Raw genomic sequence first — 16,741 nt, 5'->3', positions numbered from 1 at the left:
GTTACTTGCTTTTTGTTAGAAATTTGTTAATTTAATTACCCTTTAACGAGCGCAATAACTTCGATTTCAACAAGTACATCTTTAGGTAGTCTCGCTACCTCTACACATGAACGTGCCGGCTTATGGTCGCCAAAGTAGTCGCCATAGACTTCATTTAACGCTGCGAAGTCGTTCATATCTTTAATGAACACGGTTGCCTTTACAACTGTATTTAGAGAAGCTCCAGCTTCTTCAAGAACTGCTTTTAGATTTTCAAATACTTGAGTAGCTTGTACTTGAACATCTCCTTCGACCAACGTACCATCTGGACGAAGTGGAATTTGACCTGAACTGTAAAACAAGTTATTCACAACAATTCCCTGTGAATATGGACCAATAGCTTGCGGTGCATTTTTTGTTTGAACCTGTAACATATGTTCCTCTCCCTTACTTGATCAAATATATTTTAAGTAATTGCCTTCTTGTACACGAATTTGTTTATCTTTGATATTTACATCTGTTAATTGTACAAGGGACACATACTCATCCACTAAACGTTCTTCAATATCTTCTGATTCTACTAAAACTCCAATACCAGCAACAGTTGCATCGAACTCTTCAAGCAAGCTAACCATTCCATTTACAGTACCGCCAGCTTTCATGAAATCATCAATGATGAGTACATTTGACCCCACCGCTAAACTTCTTTTAGCTAACAGCATCGTTTGAATGCGCTTAGATGAACCCGACACGTAGTTAATACTAACGGTCGATCCTTCAGTTACTTTACTGTCTCTGCGCACAATAACAACGGGCACGTCTAAATACTGAGCAACCGCATACGCAATAGGAATACCTTTTGTTGCTACAGTCATCACCACATCGATTTTGCGGTTAGCAAAAAGCGATGCATACAAGCGACCGATTTTATTCACAACGCGGGGGTTCCCTAAAATATCAGTTAAATATAAATATCCACCTGGCAGTAAACGCTCAGGTTTTTCAATCAACCCACATAATTCTTGAACAAGCTGACCGGCTTCTTCATTCGTCATCTTTGGAATGAATTTAACTCCGCCGGCAGCCCCTGGTAGCGTAACCAAAGTTCCGATACCCTGCTGTTCAAAAGTTTGTTTAATAATCGCCATATCTTCGCTAATAGATGATTTTGCGGAGTCATATTTATCTGCAAAATACGTAAGAGGGATAAGGCGCTGAGGGTTTTGAATGAAATAGTTGGTCATATCAATTAATCGTCCACTACGTCGAAACTTCATAACATCCTCCTGAAAATCCGAATATTGTAATGTAAATATAACATTAACATACGGATTTATTCAAGCGTTATTCGTTCACCTAGTAGCCTAACTGCATAAACTTTATCACAAAAGCCACGTAATCCATTATAAATGCGATGCATACGTGAATCATGCTGTACAAGTCCAAATACAGTTGGCCCACTGCCGCTCATGAGCACAGCATCGGCGCCAAAACGCTTTATTTGTTCTTTAATGAGAGCTACTTCCGGATGCATTTTCAGCGTTACTGCTTCCAATACATTTCCTACAAGGCTACACATTTGATCATAATTTCCTGATTGTATGGCGTGAACCATCTCATCTACTTTAGGATGATCCATCTCTTCAATTTTTAAGTTTCGATATACATCTGCTGTAGAAACACCTATTTCAGGCTTAGCCAAAATCACCCAGCAGCTTGGAGGTGCCTCAATATGCTCTACAATCTCTCCGCGCCCTGTAGCAAGAGCTGTCCCTCCGTACACGCAAAAAGATACGTCAGAGCCAATCTCAGCCCCTATTTCTGCAAGTGTGTCTAATGATAACCCTAATTCCCATAACGTATTTAAACCGCGTAATGTAGCAGCCGCGTCACTGCTGCCTCCAGCTAATCCAGCAGCTACTGGAATATGTTTATCAATTAATATATTTACACCTTTTGAAATGTTATAACGTCGCTTCAAAATCTGCGCTGCCTGATAAGCGAGATTTCGCTGGTCATCTGGAACAAAGCGATTATGAGAATAGATAACAATTCGTCCATCTTCACGGTCAGAAAGTTCAATTCTGTCCGCTAAATCAATTGTTGTCATAATCATCTTAACTTCATGGTAACCATCTGGACGTTTATGTAACACATCAAGTGACAAATTTATTTTAGCCGGTGCTTTCACCATTAATTTCAACTTACTTCACCTACTTCATCTTATCGAGTTTAACGCTATTTTATCATAAAATGAACAAGATATAGCTGTTCATTTAAACATCTTTGTTTAATCCTCTGTTTTATCTTTCATTTTGGGACAAAAAAACCGAAGCGGTTATACACTTCGGTTTTCCTCATTTCACTTTAAATAGTCGTATAAGCATTGATTTTCACTATGCTATTGCTTTAGCTGCTGCTGTGCAAGCTCTACAGCTCGCTTCACCATATTGCCTGCGTCTTTTGCCCGAATAGCGCCCCAGCCTTCTGCTTGTACAGTATCGTAAAAACCAAGTTCTTTAGCCAGTTCTTCTTTCAGCTTCGATGACATAATCCCTCTACGCCTTGACATTGCACATGGCTCCTTTACGTATAAAATGAAATTTCAACCTGAATCTCCTCGCTCTTTTACATAAGAAACGCGAGGACGATATGTATAGTATGTATAAAAAATAATGCATATATAATTTGAAAAAAAGACCAATAAAAAAGCAGTAAACCAATGTCCACTGCTCATCACCACTTGCTATATTGCCTATGTCATTCTTAGAAAAATTTTAGTTGCACTGTTTCCGTTAACACATCTGCGTAACTATACGAAACGCGCTCCAAAGAGTTTTCCTCTTGATCTAATTCAACGATAAAAACAGATGGGTACGTTTCTGTTAATACACCTGAACGTTCTACTGTTTTTCTACGACCACCGTTTGCTTTTAAAGTTAATCGTTGGCCTAGGTGCAAATCCAGCGCTTGCTTAATATCAGACAAAGTTTTCGCCATATTGGTCCACCTCACTATGTATAGTGTAACACATGTTAGAAAAATAGTCAAAAACATAAAATTATAACAATCTATCTCTAATTGTGTCAATAAATAATTTTCAACATGAATCTACATTTCGCTGTTAGTATGCTCGTTTTTCAACGAAATATGTATATCTTTAGCAAATATTGAAAATGATTTTGTATAATTAAGCGTATACTTTGGCTTCATACGAAAAAACAACTGGTTGCACATCATGCGTGTACATGCTGTAACCAGTTGTTTTTATTGCTACTCATCGCTTTCATAAGGCATGCCCGTGCGAAGCAGCCCTTTTGTTTCTACTCCTCCTAAACCTTTAGCACCCGTTAATGTATTACGTAAGACGTCCCATACATTAATACGATCCGTGAAAGGAGTAAAACTTAGTTTTGCTACTACATACACAGGGTCAAGCGCATGAATATTTACACGTGAAGGTGAACTAGCAAAGTTTGCTCCAGCTTGAATCAATAATTCAAAATGCGATTGACAGGCACCTGCAAAAATCACCAGCTGATCTAAATTACCAACTCTTTTTCTTGCTTCTTGGACTGTTTGAATATAGTGCTTGGAATGTCTATAAGCAAGGAGATCATCTTTATTTCCTTTTCCTTTGGAATAGGCATCATGGCCTGTCAGCACCAGAATATCGGGTCTTACATCCTCAATTAGCTTTCCAACTTTCTCCGGCATTTCTGGCTCGACGCAATGAACACCATAAACAGGAACACCAATTTTTTCGTAAACCAACAAACATTTACGTAAATAATTAGGGTCTCCGTCTACGTGCAGGACCTTTCCTGGAATTTGAAATAAGCGATGTGAATGGCTGTATCCATTTGTCATGCTATATTCAGTTTTCTCTCGAACGAGCCGATAATCCTGTTGAATAAGCTCCAAAGATCTTTCTAAAAGTTCTTCTTCTTGTTTTTTTCTTTGATCCTGTTCTTTAGCATCCACAACCTCTAGATCTGTACAAGGAGCGTCGGCGATCAACCGAACGTCTTCCCCTATTAAAGTCGCATATTTCCCCGCTTCGCTGTCATTAATAGCTATAACACGAAAAAGCAAATCTCTTTGATAAGAAGGTCGTGTAACTATATCACCAATTTTGATGTTCATATGCTTCACTCCGTCTTTGCTACTTCAAAAATAAATTCTCTTCATAGCCTATGACTTCATGATAAAAATGTGATGATTTAGCGAAATGATTTTAAAAGTTGATCACTTAGCTTTCCAAATTCTTGAATAGATAAAGTTTCGCCTCTTCGTTTCGGATCAATTTCAGCAGTTGAAAGTGCTTGCTCAATGTCCGCTTTTTTCTGCTTACCATTTGGCAAGTTGTTCACTAGATTGTTTAAAATTGTTTTTCGACGCTGTCCAAAACTTGCTCGTACAACTTGGAAGAAGAATGCTTCATCTTGTACTTCTACCGCGGGCTTTGGTCTTCTCAACAATCGAATAACAGCTGAATCTACATTAGGCTGCGGATTAAACACTGTTTTAGGCACGATCATAACCGTCTCAGCCTCTGTATAGTATTGAATCGCAATAGAAAGTGAACCGTACTCTTTTGTTCCCGGTTTAGCTGCTATACGGTCGGCAACTTCTTTTTGAAGCATAACGACGATTCCACGTACCGGAATTTGCTCTTCTAATAATTTCATCAAAATGGGTGTCGTCACGTAATACGGTAAATTCGCAACGACCATTAAATCTTCTATGTTTTCAAATTCTTGTTCGAGCGTCCCTTTTAAATCCGCTTTTAACACATCTTGATGAATAACTTTTGCATTTGAGTAAGGAGAAAGAGTATCAGCTAAAATCGGAAGCAAACGCTGATCGATTTCAAATGCCAGCACTTTTTTTGCGCGCTTTGCTAGCTGTTCAGTTAAGGCACCGATACCAGGTCCAATTTCAATAGCTCCCGTTTCTTCTGTTATTTCCGCATGATCAACAATACGATGTAAAATGTTCGTATCAATTAAAAAATTTTGTCCCAAACTCTTTTTAAATGTAAAACCGTATTTCTTTAAAATTTCCTTGGTTCGATTAGGCGTTGCAATATCTTTTAACACGATCCCTTTTCCTCCTTATTTATCTGCTCAACAGCTCTGATAAAGTCCTCTTTTGAAATTTGGAACATCTGTAATCGTTTATGGAGCTGCTTTCCGTTGGCATAACCAATTTTTAATAACTTCCCTATTCTTTCACGTCGAGACTTGGCTTTACTATCTCCTATCAAACGAGCTACGATTAAATCCTCTTGAGAAATCTCCATAGCTGCCCCCATCCACTCTTGCTTCACATCTTCTAGTGCTTTTTGAATAGATGCAATAGAAGCATGTTCAACTCCAATACCTTTGCCATTTTTAGGGCGAGCCTCTTCTTTATCTAAGAATGCATGTTTACATCCGGGAACACGTTCTGAAACAATATTTCGAATTCGCTGTCCTGGATAATCTGGATCTGTAAAAATAATCACGCCTCTTGTTTTTTGAGCTAATTTTACTTTCTCAATGGTTTCTTCATTTACAGCTGATCCATTTGTCTCGATGGTATCCGCATCCACTGCACGTTTAATCGCTACAGTGTCATCTCGGCCTTCTACTACAATAATTTCTTTAATCTTCATTGCTTCCTCCAAAACATTCAGTTTTGTTCATTTGCTTTTCAGTAAAAATGAAATGCTCGTTACGCACATCATTTTTCTTCTATGAAATCAACGTTTTATCTTATTATCAACTAAATTAAAAAACATCTACCTGTTATTTTAACTGAAAAAGGCAGAGGATAACATTCTCCTCTGCGCCTATCTTTACTTTAACACGAAAATGATTGTTATATGAGAAAAAGTTTTAATCATTAATGCCAAATAGCTTTTTGGCGTTAGCTGTTGTCATAGCAGCTAATTCTTCATACGTTATACCTTTTAACTCTGCAATTTGCTCTGCTACGTATGAAACATAACCAGGTTCATTGCGCTTGCCGCGGAATGGATGAGGAGTTAGATAAGGACAGTCTGTTTCAATTAATAGTTTATCTAAAGGAAGCTCTGTAGCAACTTCTTTTGGCTTTTTCGCATTTTTAAAAGTAACAGGTCCGCCAAAAGAAATATACATATTCATATCCATACACTGCTTCGCTACTTCAATACTGCCCGTGAAGCAATGCATAATCCCGCCTACTTCTTCTACGTGCTCTTCTTTTAAAATGGTTACCACGTCTTCCGTTGCATCACGATTATGAATAATGATAGGTAAATTCACTTTGCGAGCTAAGCGAATTTGACGGCGAAATACGTCTTTTTGAACTTCTTTAGATGATTTATCCCAATGGTAGTCTAATCCCATTTCTCCTAAAGCAACAACTTTCGGATGCTGAGCTAACTCTTCAATCCAAGCTAAGTGCTCATCCGTCATATCAACTGCATCTACTGGATGCCATCCTACACTAGCATAGATAAAGTCATACGTTTCAGCTATTTGAATAGCCTTTTTGATGGTAGGTTCATCGAATCCAACAACTACCATGTTTTGAACACCTTTTTCTAACGCACGATTAATTACTTCTTGCAAATCATCTTCATACTGTTCTGCGTTTAAATGAACATGTGTATCAAATAACATCTAATCGATCCTTTCCATGAATAAAAGGGGGTCCTCGCATGTTACACGTGAAACACCCCTTTTACCTATACTTATTTTATCTTCGTGCCGTTTGCTAAGTTTTGATCTACGCTTGCTAGTGAAAGACCATTCTCATCTTCCCCCGCTAAAATCATTCCTTGTGATAGTTCACCGCGCAGTTTCACAGGTTTTAAGTTGGTTACACAAATTACTTTTCGACCTACTAATTCTTCAGGCTTATAAAACTTGGCAATACCTGATACAACCTGGCGTTTTTCATAGCCAAGATCAAGCTGCAGCTTTAATAGTTTATCTGCCTTTTTAACTGGTTCTACTTCCGTAACTTGCGCTACACGAAGCTCTACTTTCATGAAATCATCAATCATAATCTCTTCAGAAGGCTCTTCCTTCACAACAGGTTTTTCTTCCTTTGGAGCACTCCCTTGCATCTGCTCTTTAATAAACGCTACCTCTTCTTCTCGATCTAGACGAGGGAACATTGGCTCACCTTTTTCTACTTTTGTGCCTTCTTTAAGCATATTAAAACGCGTCGTGCTTTCCCACGTTTTTAATACATCTTCTTTTACACCAATCTGAGCAAAAATTTTCTCAGGCGTACGCGTTAAGAATGGCTGCAGTAATACCGCAATGTGACGAATTGATTCAGCTAGATGTGTCATAACGGAAGCAAGTTCTGCACGCTTATTCTCATCTTTTGCTAACGCCCAAGGCTGCGTTTCATCAATGTATTTATTCGTGCGGCTTACATATTGCCAGATAGAAGCAAGAGCCACTGAAAACTCCATATCTTCCATCGCTTCTTCATATTTATTCACTGTATCTTTTTGAGCTTGGACGATAAGTGCATCAAACTCTGTTACATTGCCTTCATAAGTCGGAATAACACCATCAAAATACTTATTAATCATCGCCACTGTACGATTAACTAGGTTGCCAAGATCATTTGCTAAGTCAAAGTTAATACGTTCAACAAACGCTTCTGGTGTGAATACACCGTCTGAACCGAATGGAACTTCACGAAGTAAGTAGTAACGAAGGGCATCTAATCCATAGCGGTCAATCAATGTCACTGGGTCTACTACATTCCCTTTTGACTTCGACATTTTTCCATCTTTCATTAATAACCAGCCGTGAGCAAATACTTTCTTAGGAAGTGGCAAATCAAGTGCCATCAACATGATTGGCCAATAAATAGTATGGAAACGTACGATTTCTTTTCCTACTAAATGTACGTTAGCCGGCCAATATTTTCGATAGCTTTCATCGTTCTCTGTATCATACCCAAGAGAGGTGATATAGTTAGAAAGCGCATCAATCCATACGTAAATAACGTGTTTTGGGTTACCTGGAACTTTTACCCCCCAATCAAACGTCGTGCGAGAAACAGCTAAGTCTTCAAGGCCAGGCTTAATAAAATTATTGATCATTTCGTTTTTACGGGACTCTGGTTGAATAAATGAAGGGTTTTCTTCATAAAAAGCTAGTAAACGATCTACGTATTTCCCCATTTTAAAGAAATAGGACTCTTCTCGAACGAGCTCTACAGGGTGTCCGCTATCCGGGCTTTTTCCGCCTACAACTTTTCCATTTTCAACGATTGGATCTACTAGCTGATGCTCTGTATAGTACGTCTCATCGGGAACTGAATACCAGCCTTCATATTCATCAAGATAAATATCACCTTGTTCTAAAAGGCGTGCGAAAATCTTTTCCACGATTTCTTTATGTCTTGGTTCCGTTGTACGGATAAAATCATCATACGAAATATCCATCTTATCCCACAGCTCTTTGATTCCAGATACAATATCATCTACGTATTGCTGAGGTGTCACGTTTTTCTCTTCTGCTTTTCGCTGAATTTTTTGACCATGTTCATCTGTACCTGTTAAATAACGTACGTCAAACCCTCTCAAACGTTTATAACGAGCCATTGCATCTCCCGCTACCGTCGTATATGCATGCCCTATATGTAATTTACCACTCGGATAATAAATCGGCGTAGTAATATAAAATGTATTATTTCCATCTGCCATGTTCATAACCTCCAACATTCCATTTCAACATTTTGATTTATATGTATGTAATCATATAAACCCTGTCTTCTTATTCTACTATCTATCATACTATTTTACATGATAATTTCAAAACATTCTCTTCCTATATACACGGGAATATGACTGATTCACTTCATTTTTAAATAATCGTTATTTTTCCAAAAAATAATCCTGTTAATTGTATCAGCTTCGCCCTATTTTTATATAAAATATACCCTCATTCAAAAAGTCACTTTGATGAAAACGACAAATAGGTCTAATTTTGTCGTTTTATGTCGAATTATATTTACCCTATCTTCAAAATAGTTAATATCAAGCTATTTAGACGATTAATCTTTTTTCCAATGAAACCCCTTGTCATTCCTTGACTGACGGTCACAATTAGCTTGTAAACAAGTCGAAAAAAAATTTTTTTACCAGCTACATTTTTTTACATATAAAATGATTGACTAGTTTTGGAAACGCTGGTATTATGAAAGTACATTGAAATTGTCGAATAATGACGAAAGTAATAACATAGAAAAATGATTACTGAGAGGAGAACGATTAACATGAAATCTACAGGTATTGTTCGTAAAGTTGATGAATTAGGACGCGTAGTAATTCCAATTGAATTACGTCGTACATTAGGAATTGCAGAGAAAGATGCTCTAGAAATCTATGTAGATGAAGAGCGCATCATCTTAAAAAAATACAAACCAAACATGACTTGCCAAGTAACAGGTGAAGTATCTGATGATAACATTCAACTTGCTAGCGGCAAATTAATTCTAAGCCGTGAAGGTGCAGAACAAATCATGAAAGAACTTCAAGATTCTTTACAAGCTTCTAAATAAAACGAAAAGCTGTCTATGATAGACAGCTTTTTTTAATGTACGTGATATTCACTATAAATGTCTCGCTTTGACACATCTCGGTCTTTTGCCACTTGCTTAATAGCTTCTTTGTTTGAAAGTCCTTCTTCTACATAGTGATCAACATGCTCGATAATGGTGAGCTGTTCCCACCATAGATTACTTTCATCTGGCGCTTCTTCATTTGTCCCTTCAAGAATTAAGCAGAATTCGCCTCTAATATCTGTGGCATTTGTCCATTCAATTGCTTCTAATACGCTTCCTCTTAAAAATTCTTCATAGCGTTTTGTTAACTCTCTACATAACACAATAGATCGGTTCCCTAAAATTTCTTCTATACTCTTTAGTGTTTCTTTTAATCGATGAGGGGCTTCATAAAATATCATGCTTTCCTTAATATACTGAAGCTCTTGAAGCTGTTCTTTACGCTGTTTTTTATTTCTGTTTAAAAATCCATAAAAATAAAACTGCCCTGTAGGTAGTCCCGAAGCAATTAAAGCTGTTAATGCTGCGTTAGGCCCCGGCAGCGGAACAACCGTATACCCTTTTTTAACGGCAGCTACCACTAACTCATAACCGGGATCTGAAATACAAGGCATGCCCGCGTCGCTTACTAAAGCAATATTTTTTTCACCGTCTAAGTCGCTTAACAGCTGTTCACTTTTTGTATGTTTATTATGTTCATGATAACTTGTAATAGGCGTATCGATCTCAAAGTGGTTACATAGTTTTTTCGTTTGTCTCGTATCTTCTGCGGCAATATAATCAACTTCTTTTAAAATTCGAATCGCACGAAATGTCATATCCTCTAAGTTTCCAATAGGAGTGGGAACTAAATATAAAACGCCTCGTTCATTTGATACATCATAACTTTTTTGTGATTTCATTCTGCTTTTCTTGCTCCCTTCGAATGTAAGCCTGTTTTTGCACTCTGCTTAACTGTTTGAACCAATATTCTTTTTGCATAGCTTCTGTTTTAGAAGTAAACACCTCATGCCAAATTAGTGAAACAGGCCTTCTTGCTCTCGTATATTTTGCCCCTTTTCCTTCATTATGGACAGAAATACGTTTTTGCAAATTATTCGTGTAACCAGCGTAATACGTACAGTCCTTGCATTCAACTACATAAAAATAATGATTATTTTGTTCCATATAAAATCCTTTTTAATTCGTCCGTGTATTCATCATTATCTTGGTAGACCACAAGCGGAGGAAGAATCTTTAAATCTGGACTTCCATCCTTCGTACCTTCAATTAAAAGTGTATTTGCTTCTTTCCCATCTTTAGGATAGACAAACTGAAGTCTCTTTGGCTCTAAACGGTACTGCCTCATTAACGTAACGATATCTAATAGTCTTCCTGGACGGTGAACTAATGCCACTTTTCCGCCTTGCTTCACTAGTTGACTGCTGGCTCTAATCACATCTTCCAACGAACAATGAATTTCGTGGCGAGCGATTGCAAAGTGTTCGTTTTCATTTATCTCTTCTTTATTGGATGTGGTGAAATAAGGAGGATTACATGTTACAACATCATATTTTCCATAACCCAGTTCTTGAGGCGCATTTTTTAAATCGCCATGTATCATTTTAATCTGTCCGTCCAGCTGATTATACGCAATACTTCTTTGCGCCATACTGTGTAGCCGCTCTTGAATTTCTACACCAATGATTTTTCCCTTTGTTCGTTTAGATAAAAACAGTGGGATTACACCGTTTCCTGAACATAAATCAACCAAGTTACCTTTACGAATTGGGACATAAGCAAAGTGAGATAAAAGCACAGCATCCAATGAAAAGGAAAAGACAGACGGACTTTGAATAATGCGCATCTCCTCATCGGCTAATAGATAATCTAAACGTTCATCTCCATATAACTCAACCATAGTCGTTCTTCTCCTTGTACATCTATTATTTATATCTTTTACTCATAAAAAGAACCTCTCCAAAAGGGAGAGGTGTTGTTACTTTTTATTTAAAAATGACAAGCAAAACAAACAGTCTCCATCTTTACGCACACTTCCATAATGAATGTTACAAATATGAAAACCCTCTTGGTAAAGGCGAGCCAAATTGTCATATCCTTCTCCGATATCAATTTGTTTTTGCTCTTTTGTTTGAGCGCTTGCTTTTGAATGTCTATTTTTCAGCTTCGTTTCGAAGTTTGTCTGGTCAAGGCGACGGCGCAAATGATCATTTTCTATTTGCAGGTGATGATTTTCTTCAATTAGCTCAGCAAGATGCTCTTTCAACTCACCTAACTGCTTATATAAATGACCAATTTGTTCCTCCATGTTTGTCACCGAATCAAAAATCTCTTTTTTATCCACCTTTGCCCACCTCGTTAATCTGTGGCTTGAAACGAAACAGCACCTTCATTATTGATCTCATCCAGAGTATACTCTAAAATTTGTTCGTGATCTGACAGTTCCACTTGAATAATTCTTTCCAAAATATTCAACCCCACTACACGTCCTGAACCATCTGAAGTTTTAATTGTTGAGCCTATATCAGGAAGCTGTTCTTTTGCCGTTTCATACTCATCATTTTCATATTTTAAACAACACATTAAACGTCCGCATAAACCAGAAATTTTCGTTGGATTAAGCGATAGGTTTTGGTCTTTGGCCATTTTAATAGAAACCGGCTCAAAATCACCTAAAAACGTTGAGCAACATAGCATACGTCCACAAGGACCTATCCCGCCCAACAGCTTTGCCTCGTCTCGTACACCGATTTGACGAAGCTCAATTCGCGTACGGAAAATAGCAGCTAAATCTTTAACTAACTCTCTAAAATCAATACGGCCGTCTGCTGTAAAATAAAAAATGACTTTATTACGATCAAACGTATATTCTACATCTACTAACTTCATATCTAAATCGTGTGATTGAATTTTTTGCACGCATACGTCATACGCTTCTCTAGCAGCTTGTTTATTTTCATCCACAATCAGCCTGTCTTTTTGTTCGGCAATGCGGATTACTTTTTTTAAAGGAAGTACGACATCATGTTCACTTACTTGCTTTTTATTAATAACCACTCTGCCAAATTCAACACCACGAACTGTTTCTACAATAACAAACTCACCATCTGGAATTGTAAGTTCTCCAGGGTCAAAATAATATATTTTTCCCGCTTTTTTAAAGCGAACGCCTACTACATCATACAAGCTTTTATCCCTCCTGCAAATCCAACACCAGCTGTTCCATTAATAACTGTAGATTCATATTTGAATTTAATTTATTTTTGGCCTTCAAGATAACCTCTAAGCGATAAATCGCTTTTTCCTGCGTTGTCTGAAGAGCTTGCTGTTTTAATTCTTCTATTTTATGACGATAGACGATTTTAGACTCTTGTCCAACTTGCAGCGTCAACAAATCACGATAAAGAAGCATCAATAAAGTTAAACCAATATGAGCTTGTTCTTTTTCTTTAAAATGTGTTACCCACTTTTCATGAATAAAAAGAAGAGCTTGTTGAGGTCTCGTTGTTAACACTTCATATAATTGTATCACTAACTTTATTGCAAGTCCAAACCATTCATCTTTACTTAATTCAATTGCTTCATCAATGCTGTTTGTTAAATTAGACAAGATGGACGCATCTACTGCCGAAAGGCCATTTTCTACTAGTTTTTCAGCTAACTGTTCTGGTGTAAGAGATCGAAATGATATTACTTGGCAACGTGAGATAATCGTATCTAATAAGCGCTGTATATTTTCTGTTAATAAAATTGCATAAGTTCCGTTGCCAGGCTCTTCTAAAAATTTCAGTAAACTATTTGCTGCGCTTACTGTCATTTTATCAACATGATTCACAATATATAACTTTTTATTAGATTCAACACCAGTTTTTGTGAATTCTGATTGCAAGAATTGAATTTGCTCTTTTTTAATCGATAGACCAGCTGGCTCAATCAAGTGAATATCTGGATGATTACCTGAATCAATTCGCCGGCAGTTACTGCACTCATGACATGGCCTATGATTAACTGGATTTTGGCAAAACAGCGCTTTAGCAAACAAAAAACTAATTTGTTTTTTACCTGTTCCTTTGCTTCCTTCAAATAAATAAGCATGAGCAACTCGCTCTTTAAGTAAGCTGTTTTGCAAAATCTTTAATACGTTCGGCTGAAGAGCTTCAAGCTGTTCCCATGTATTTCCCATTCAATCATCACTTTCTATTTAAAATCTTCTCTCTCAAAATTGATGAAATTGATCTACTGGTAGTACGAATACTGTAGCTCCGCCCACTTCAACTTCAACAGGATACGGAATGTATGAATCTGCATTACCGCCCATCGGTGCCACAGGAGAAATCATCTGTCTGCGGTTTTCACATTGGCCCTTAATAATATCAAGTACTTCATCTACTTTATGATCATCTGTACCAATCATAATTGTTGTATTCCCTGATTTTAAGAATCCGCCCGTACTTGATAATTTGGTTGAACGAAACCCTCTTTCTACAAGTGCATTTAAAAGCTTTGAGCTATCTGAATCTTGAATAACGGCCATTACTAATTTCATGAATAACACCTCATTTTACTTTTTTGTTAAGAATAGTATAGCAAGAATAACGATCATCTGTATTTATTTTAAAATCAATTTTATTTGTTTATAAGCTTCTTCACAGACTTTTTCAACGGATTGATTTGCATCAATTCGTCGAATACGCTCTGGAAATTCACTCAAAAGAGATAAATATCCATCTCGTACTTTGTAATGAAAGTCTAAGGATTCTAAATCTAATCGATTAATCTCATCTTTTCGACCATTATTAATTCTTTCTAACCCTACCTCAGGCTCAATATCAAAATATAAAGTGGCCTGTGGCATCGTTTGCTCAATAGCAAATTGATTGATAGCAAAAATATCTTCTACGCCTATACCCCGCGCATTTCCTTGATAAGCAAGTGAGCTATCAATAAAACGGTCACATAATACTATATTCCCTTTATTTAGCTCAGGAATCACTTTTTCCACAAGATGTTGTCTTCTAGCCGCAGCGTAAAGAAGTGCTTCGGTTCTGGCATCCATTTCCGTGTTAGATGGATTTAAGATGATTTCACGAATTTGTTCAGCAATTCGTATGCCTCCAGGCTCTCTTGTTAATACAATGGTATAGCCCTCTTGTATTAATTTTTGTTGAACCATATGGATGATGGTCGTCTTACCAGCACCCTCTGGCCCTTCGAATGTAATAAACGTTCCTGACATGTATAAATTCCTTTCTCTATTTAAATACTTCTATCTTTCCTTTTTCCATACAAGAGCCGCCTTGAATATGACCGTTTAACCTTTGAATATGCAAAATATAGTCAATATGATTGCTCGTAATCGTTTCTCCCTCCATTAAAATAGGAATTCCAGGAGGATATGGAATAACAGATTGTGCGCTTACACACCCAATCGCTTCTTCAAACGAACACATATGCTTTGATCTTAGTTTTCTTTCTTCCATAGACAGGAGAACGGTTGCTCTTGAAAAACGAAATGGTTTGATTAGTGGTTTTTCATATGACTTACGCTGTATATTCTCTACTGCTTGTCTAACCCGCTTAATTGTATCATTAAAATCCCAACTGCTGCTTAACGGTAGAACAAACAATACATAGTTAACGTCAGCTAGTTCTGTATAAATATTTTGCTTTTCCAGTTCCTTTTGCAAATGATATCCTGTTGCCGCCGAACAAGTCAACGTCATTTTCAAAAGGTCGGTAGCAGTTTGATCTGTTTTCACATCGATAGTTGAAAGTGTATCAATCTCATTAATTTTTTCAGCAAACGAATGAATATTGTCAGTCATTCTATCGATATCATGCTGTGTAAACTGCTGAAGATAATACCGTGCCAAATCGAGAGAAGCCATAATAGGGTATGAAGGACTGCTTGACTGCAGTACTTGTAGATAATGCCGCACGGCTTGCTTATTTACTAATGTTCCTTGCATATGTAAATAAGAACCCATTGTCATAGCTGGCAGCGTTTTATGTGCTGACTGAACGACAAGGTCGGCTCCATACGTAACAGCTGAAGAAGGAAAAGGATTGCCTAAAATAAAATGGGCTCCATGAGCTTCATCAATAATTATAGGAATATTGTAGCCATGAATAAAGTCAATGATCTCCTTTAAATCTCGCGCCACCCCGTAGTAAGTAGGATTTGTTAACACAAATGCTTTTATATCCTCAGAATGCTCTAAAGCCGCCTTAATTGTTTTAATGGATACACCTGTACTAAGATGTGTTTTTGAATCTATTTCAGGAGCTAAAAAAATAGGTGATGCCTTTGATAAAGCAATAGCATTAAAAATAGATTTATGAGAATCTCTTTGGACAGCAATTTTATCTCCTTCTTGACAAAGAGATAAAATTGCTGCGAGATTGCCTACAGTAGAACCATTAACTAAAAAAAAGCTTTCATCTACTCCATACAACTTTGCCGTTAACTCTTGTGCTTCTTTAATAACAGATTCTGCTTCATGTAAATCATCTAATCCGCTAATTTCTGTTAGATCGTATTGCAAAAAGTCTGCGTAAGAAGACTGAATATGTGAAGGTAGAATTTGACCATTTTTATGGCCGGGCACGTGATAAGAGAGTGACCTCTTTTCACTGTGCCTTACTAAACAGTTATATAAAGGTAAATATGTATCCATACATCCATTCCTTACTTTTTGTAAATATAACATTGTTAACTTGATAAAAGAATATAATATGTAAGTATTTTTCCTATCAAAATTCATTTTTCTTTCATTATAACAAACTTAGATGATTTTTTTGAACCATATAAAGAAGCCCTTATAAAAAAGGGCTTTTAGTAAGAAAACGCTCCTGATATTCTCTTTAATTGATCTACTAACAATTGATAACGAAAATGAGATGAATCCACCTCTACAATCTCTACCTCGCAGTGTTGGCATATAAAGCTGGAAAACACCTCAATACCCTTTGTATGCTGTTCATGACAAACGGAACATGTTTTAATTTGTTTTTCCATTACTCTCCACCTCCACTAAATAAGTATCGACAAGATGCAACTTCTTTATGCAGTTCATTTAACCCATTTTATGTAGATAGCTTATACTCTGTGAATAATAAAAAAAGGACTAGCTAAAATAGCTAGTCCTTTTTCAGGTGCCTGGCAACGTCCTACTCTCACAGGGACAAAGTCCCA

21 protein-coding genes are annotated in these 16,741 nt (G+C 37.0%); 1 reads left to right on the top strand and 20 read right to left on the bottom strand.

What is annotated here, in order from left to right; translation table 11 throughout:
• Positions 1–35: 35 nt before the first annotated feature.
• The 10 genes from AC4NPH_RS29810 to metG form a co-directional block, all read right to left on the bottom strand.
• The gene (locus AC4NPH_RS29810; RefSeq protein ID WP_013054863.1) at positions 36–413 is read right to left on the bottom strand and encodes a RidA family protein; all 378 of its coding nucleotides are present in this window, start codon (positions 411–413) and stop codon (positions 36–38) included.
• Positions 414–434: 21 nt separating this feature from the next.
• Complete coding sequence (gene purR, locus AC4NPH_RS29805) at positions 435–1,256, bottom strand: pur operon repressor (protein ID WP_013054862.1); 822 nt, start codon at positions 1,254–1,256, stop codon at positions 435–437.
• A 56-nt stretch (positions 1,257–1,312) separates the two neighbouring features.
• The gene (ispE, locus tag AC4NPH_RS29800; RefSeq protein WP_013054861.1) at positions 1,313–2,182 is read right to left on the bottom strand and encodes a 4-(cytidine 5'-diphospho)-2-C-methyl-D-erythritol kinase; all 870 of its coding nucleotides are present in this window, start codon (positions 2,180–2,182) and stop codon (positions 1,313–1,315) included.
• Between the two features lie 198 nt (positions 2,183–2,380).
• Positions 2,381–2,551 (bottom strand): small, acid-soluble spore protein, alpha/beta type, encoded by a 171-nt coding sequence (locus AC4NPH_RS29795; RefSeq protein WP_013054860.1) that lies wholly within the window; start codon positions 2,549–2,551, stop codon positions 2,381–2,383.
• 194 nt (positions 2,552–2,745) lie between these two features.
• Positions 2,746–2,979, bottom strand: a complete 234-nt coding sequence (veg, locus tag AC4NPH_RS29790; RefSeq protein ID WP_013054859.1) for a biofilm formation stimulator Veg — start codon at positions 2,977–2,979, stop codon at positions 2,746–2,748.
• Between the two features lie 273 nt (positions 2,980–3,252).
• Complete coding sequence (gene yabG, locus AC4NPH_RS29785) at positions 3,253–4,125, bottom strand: sporulation peptidase YabG (RefSeq protein WP_013054857.1); 873 nt, start codon at positions 4,123–4,125, stop codon at positions 3,253–3,255.
• Between the two features lie 77 nt (positions 4,126–4,202).
• Positions 4,203–5,081: a 16S rRNA (adenine(1518)-N(6)/adenine(1519)-N(6))-dimethyltransferase RsmA gene (gene rsmA, locus AC4NPH_RS29780; protein ID WP_013054856.1), complete on the bottom strand. Its 879-nt coding sequence runs from the start codon at positions 5,079–5,081 to the stop codon at positions 4,203–4,205.
• Positions 5,075–5,638 carry a ribonuclease M5 gene (gene rnmV, locus AC4NPH_RS29775; protein WP_013054855.1) on the bottom strand — a complete coding sequence of 188 codons (564 nt, stop codon included), beginning with the start codon at positions 5,636–5,638 and terminating at the stop codon, positions 5,075–5,077. The genes rsmA and rnmV overlap by 7 nt, the downstream gene beginning before the upstream one ends.
• Positions 5,639–5,861: 223 nt before the next feature.
• On the bottom strand, positions 5,862–6,632 hold the full coding sequence (locus tag AC4NPH_RS29770) for a TatD family hydrolase (protein WP_491939339.1): 771 nt from the start codon (positions 6,630–6,632) through the stop codon (positions 5,862–5,864).
• Between the two features lie 71 nt (positions 6,633–6,703).
• Positions 6,704–8,686 (bottom strand): methionine--tRNA ligase, encoded by a 1,983-nt coding sequence (gene metG / locus AC4NPH_RS29765; protein ID WP_013054853.1) that lies wholly within the window; start codon positions 8,684–8,686, stop codon positions 6,704–6,706.
• 566 nt (positions 8,687–9,252) lie between these two features.
• Here metG and abrB point away from each other — a divergent pair.
• The gene (gene abrB / locus AC4NPH_RS29760) at positions 9,253–9,543 is read left to right on the top strand and encodes a transition state genes transcriptional regulator AbrB (protein WP_170836841.1); all 291 of its coding nucleotides are present in this window, start codon (positions 9,253–9,255) and stop codon (positions 9,541–9,543) included.
• A 32-nt stretch (positions 9,544–9,575) separates the two neighbouring features.
• Here the strand turns inward: abrB and rsmI are convergent, their stop codons facing one another.
• The 10 genes from rsmI to AC4NPH_RS29710 all read right to left on the bottom strand — a co-directional run bounded on the left by rsmI (position 9,576) and on the right by AC4NPH_RS29710 (position 16,564).
• Complete coding sequence (gene rsmI, locus AC4NPH_RS29755) at positions 9,576–10,448, bottom strand: 16S rRNA (cytidine(1402)-2'-O)-methyltransferase (protein ID WP_029325198.1); 873 nt, start codon at positions 10,446–10,448, stop codon at positions 9,576–9,578.
• A complete protein-coding gene (locus tag AC4NPH_RS29750) occupies positions 10,426–10,713 on the bottom strand; it encodes a GIY-YIG nuclease family protein (protein WP_013054850.1) in 288 nt (95 codons plus the stop codon). The genes rsmI and AC4NPH_RS29750 overlap by 23 nt, the downstream gene beginning before the upstream one ends.
• On the bottom strand, positions 10,700–11,446 hold the full coding sequence (locus AC4NPH_RS29745) for a tRNA1(Val) (adenine(37)-N6)-methyltransferase (protein ID WP_013054849.1): 747 nt from the start codon (positions 11,444–11,446) through the stop codon (positions 10,700–10,702). Before AC4NPH_RS29745 ends, AC4NPH_RS29750 begins: the two co-directional genes overlap by 14 nt.
• Positions 11,447–11,524: 78 nt before the next feature.
• On the bottom strand, positions 11,525–11,890 hold the full coding sequence (gene yabA / locus AC4NPH_RS29740) for a DNA replication initiation control protein YabA (protein WP_013054848.1): 366 nt from the start codon (positions 11,888–11,890) through the stop codon (positions 11,525–11,527).
• A 14-nt stretch (positions 11,891–11,904) separates the two neighbouring features.
• Positions 11,905–12,732: a PSP1 domain-containing protein gene (locus AC4NPH_RS29735; RefSeq protein WP_013054847.1), complete on the bottom strand. Its 828-nt coding sequence runs from the start codon at positions 12,730–12,732 to the stop codon at positions 11,905–11,907.
• A gap of 4 nt (positions 12,733–12,736) precedes the next feature.
• The gene (gene holB / locus AC4NPH_RS29730; RefSeq protein ID WP_013054846.1) at positions 12,737–13,729 is read right to left on the bottom strand and encodes a DNA polymerase III subunit delta'; all 993 of its coding nucleotides are present in this window, start codon (positions 13,727–13,729) and stop codon (positions 12,737–12,739) included.
• Between the two features lie 33 nt (positions 13,730–13,762).
• Complete coding sequence (darA, locus tag AC4NPH_RS29725) at positions 13,763–14,092, bottom strand: cyclic di-AMP receptor DarA (protein WP_013054845.1); 330 nt, start codon at positions 14,090–14,092, stop codon at positions 13,763–13,765.
• A gap of 63 nt (positions 14,093–14,155) precedes the next feature.
• Positions 14,156–14,782, bottom strand: a complete 627-nt coding sequence (tmk, locus tag AC4NPH_RS29720; RefSeq protein WP_013054844.1) for a dTMP kinase — start codon at positions 14,780–14,782, stop codon at positions 14,156–14,158.
• Positions 14,783–14,798: 16 nt separating this feature from the next.
• Entirely contained in the window at positions 14,799–16,223 is a 1,425-nt protein-coding gene (locus tag AC4NPH_RS29715; protein ID WP_029325197.1) for an aminotransferase class I/II-fold pyridoxal phosphate-dependent enzyme, read from the bottom strand.
• A gap of 158 nt (positions 16,224–16,381) precedes the next feature.
• On the bottom strand, positions 16,382–16,564 hold the full coding sequence (locus AC4NPH_RS29710; RefSeq protein WP_013054842.1) for a sigma factor G inhibitor Gin: 183 nt from the start codon (positions 16,562–16,564) through the stop codon (positions 16,382–16,384).
• Between the last annotated feature and the right edge of the window lie 177 nt (positions 16,565–16,741).

It is taken from the genome of Priestia sp. MDV22-iso46, assembly GCF_058629175.1.
Note: the sequence above shows the minus strand (reverse complement) of the source record. Positions and strands in the feature narration are given on the sequence as shown.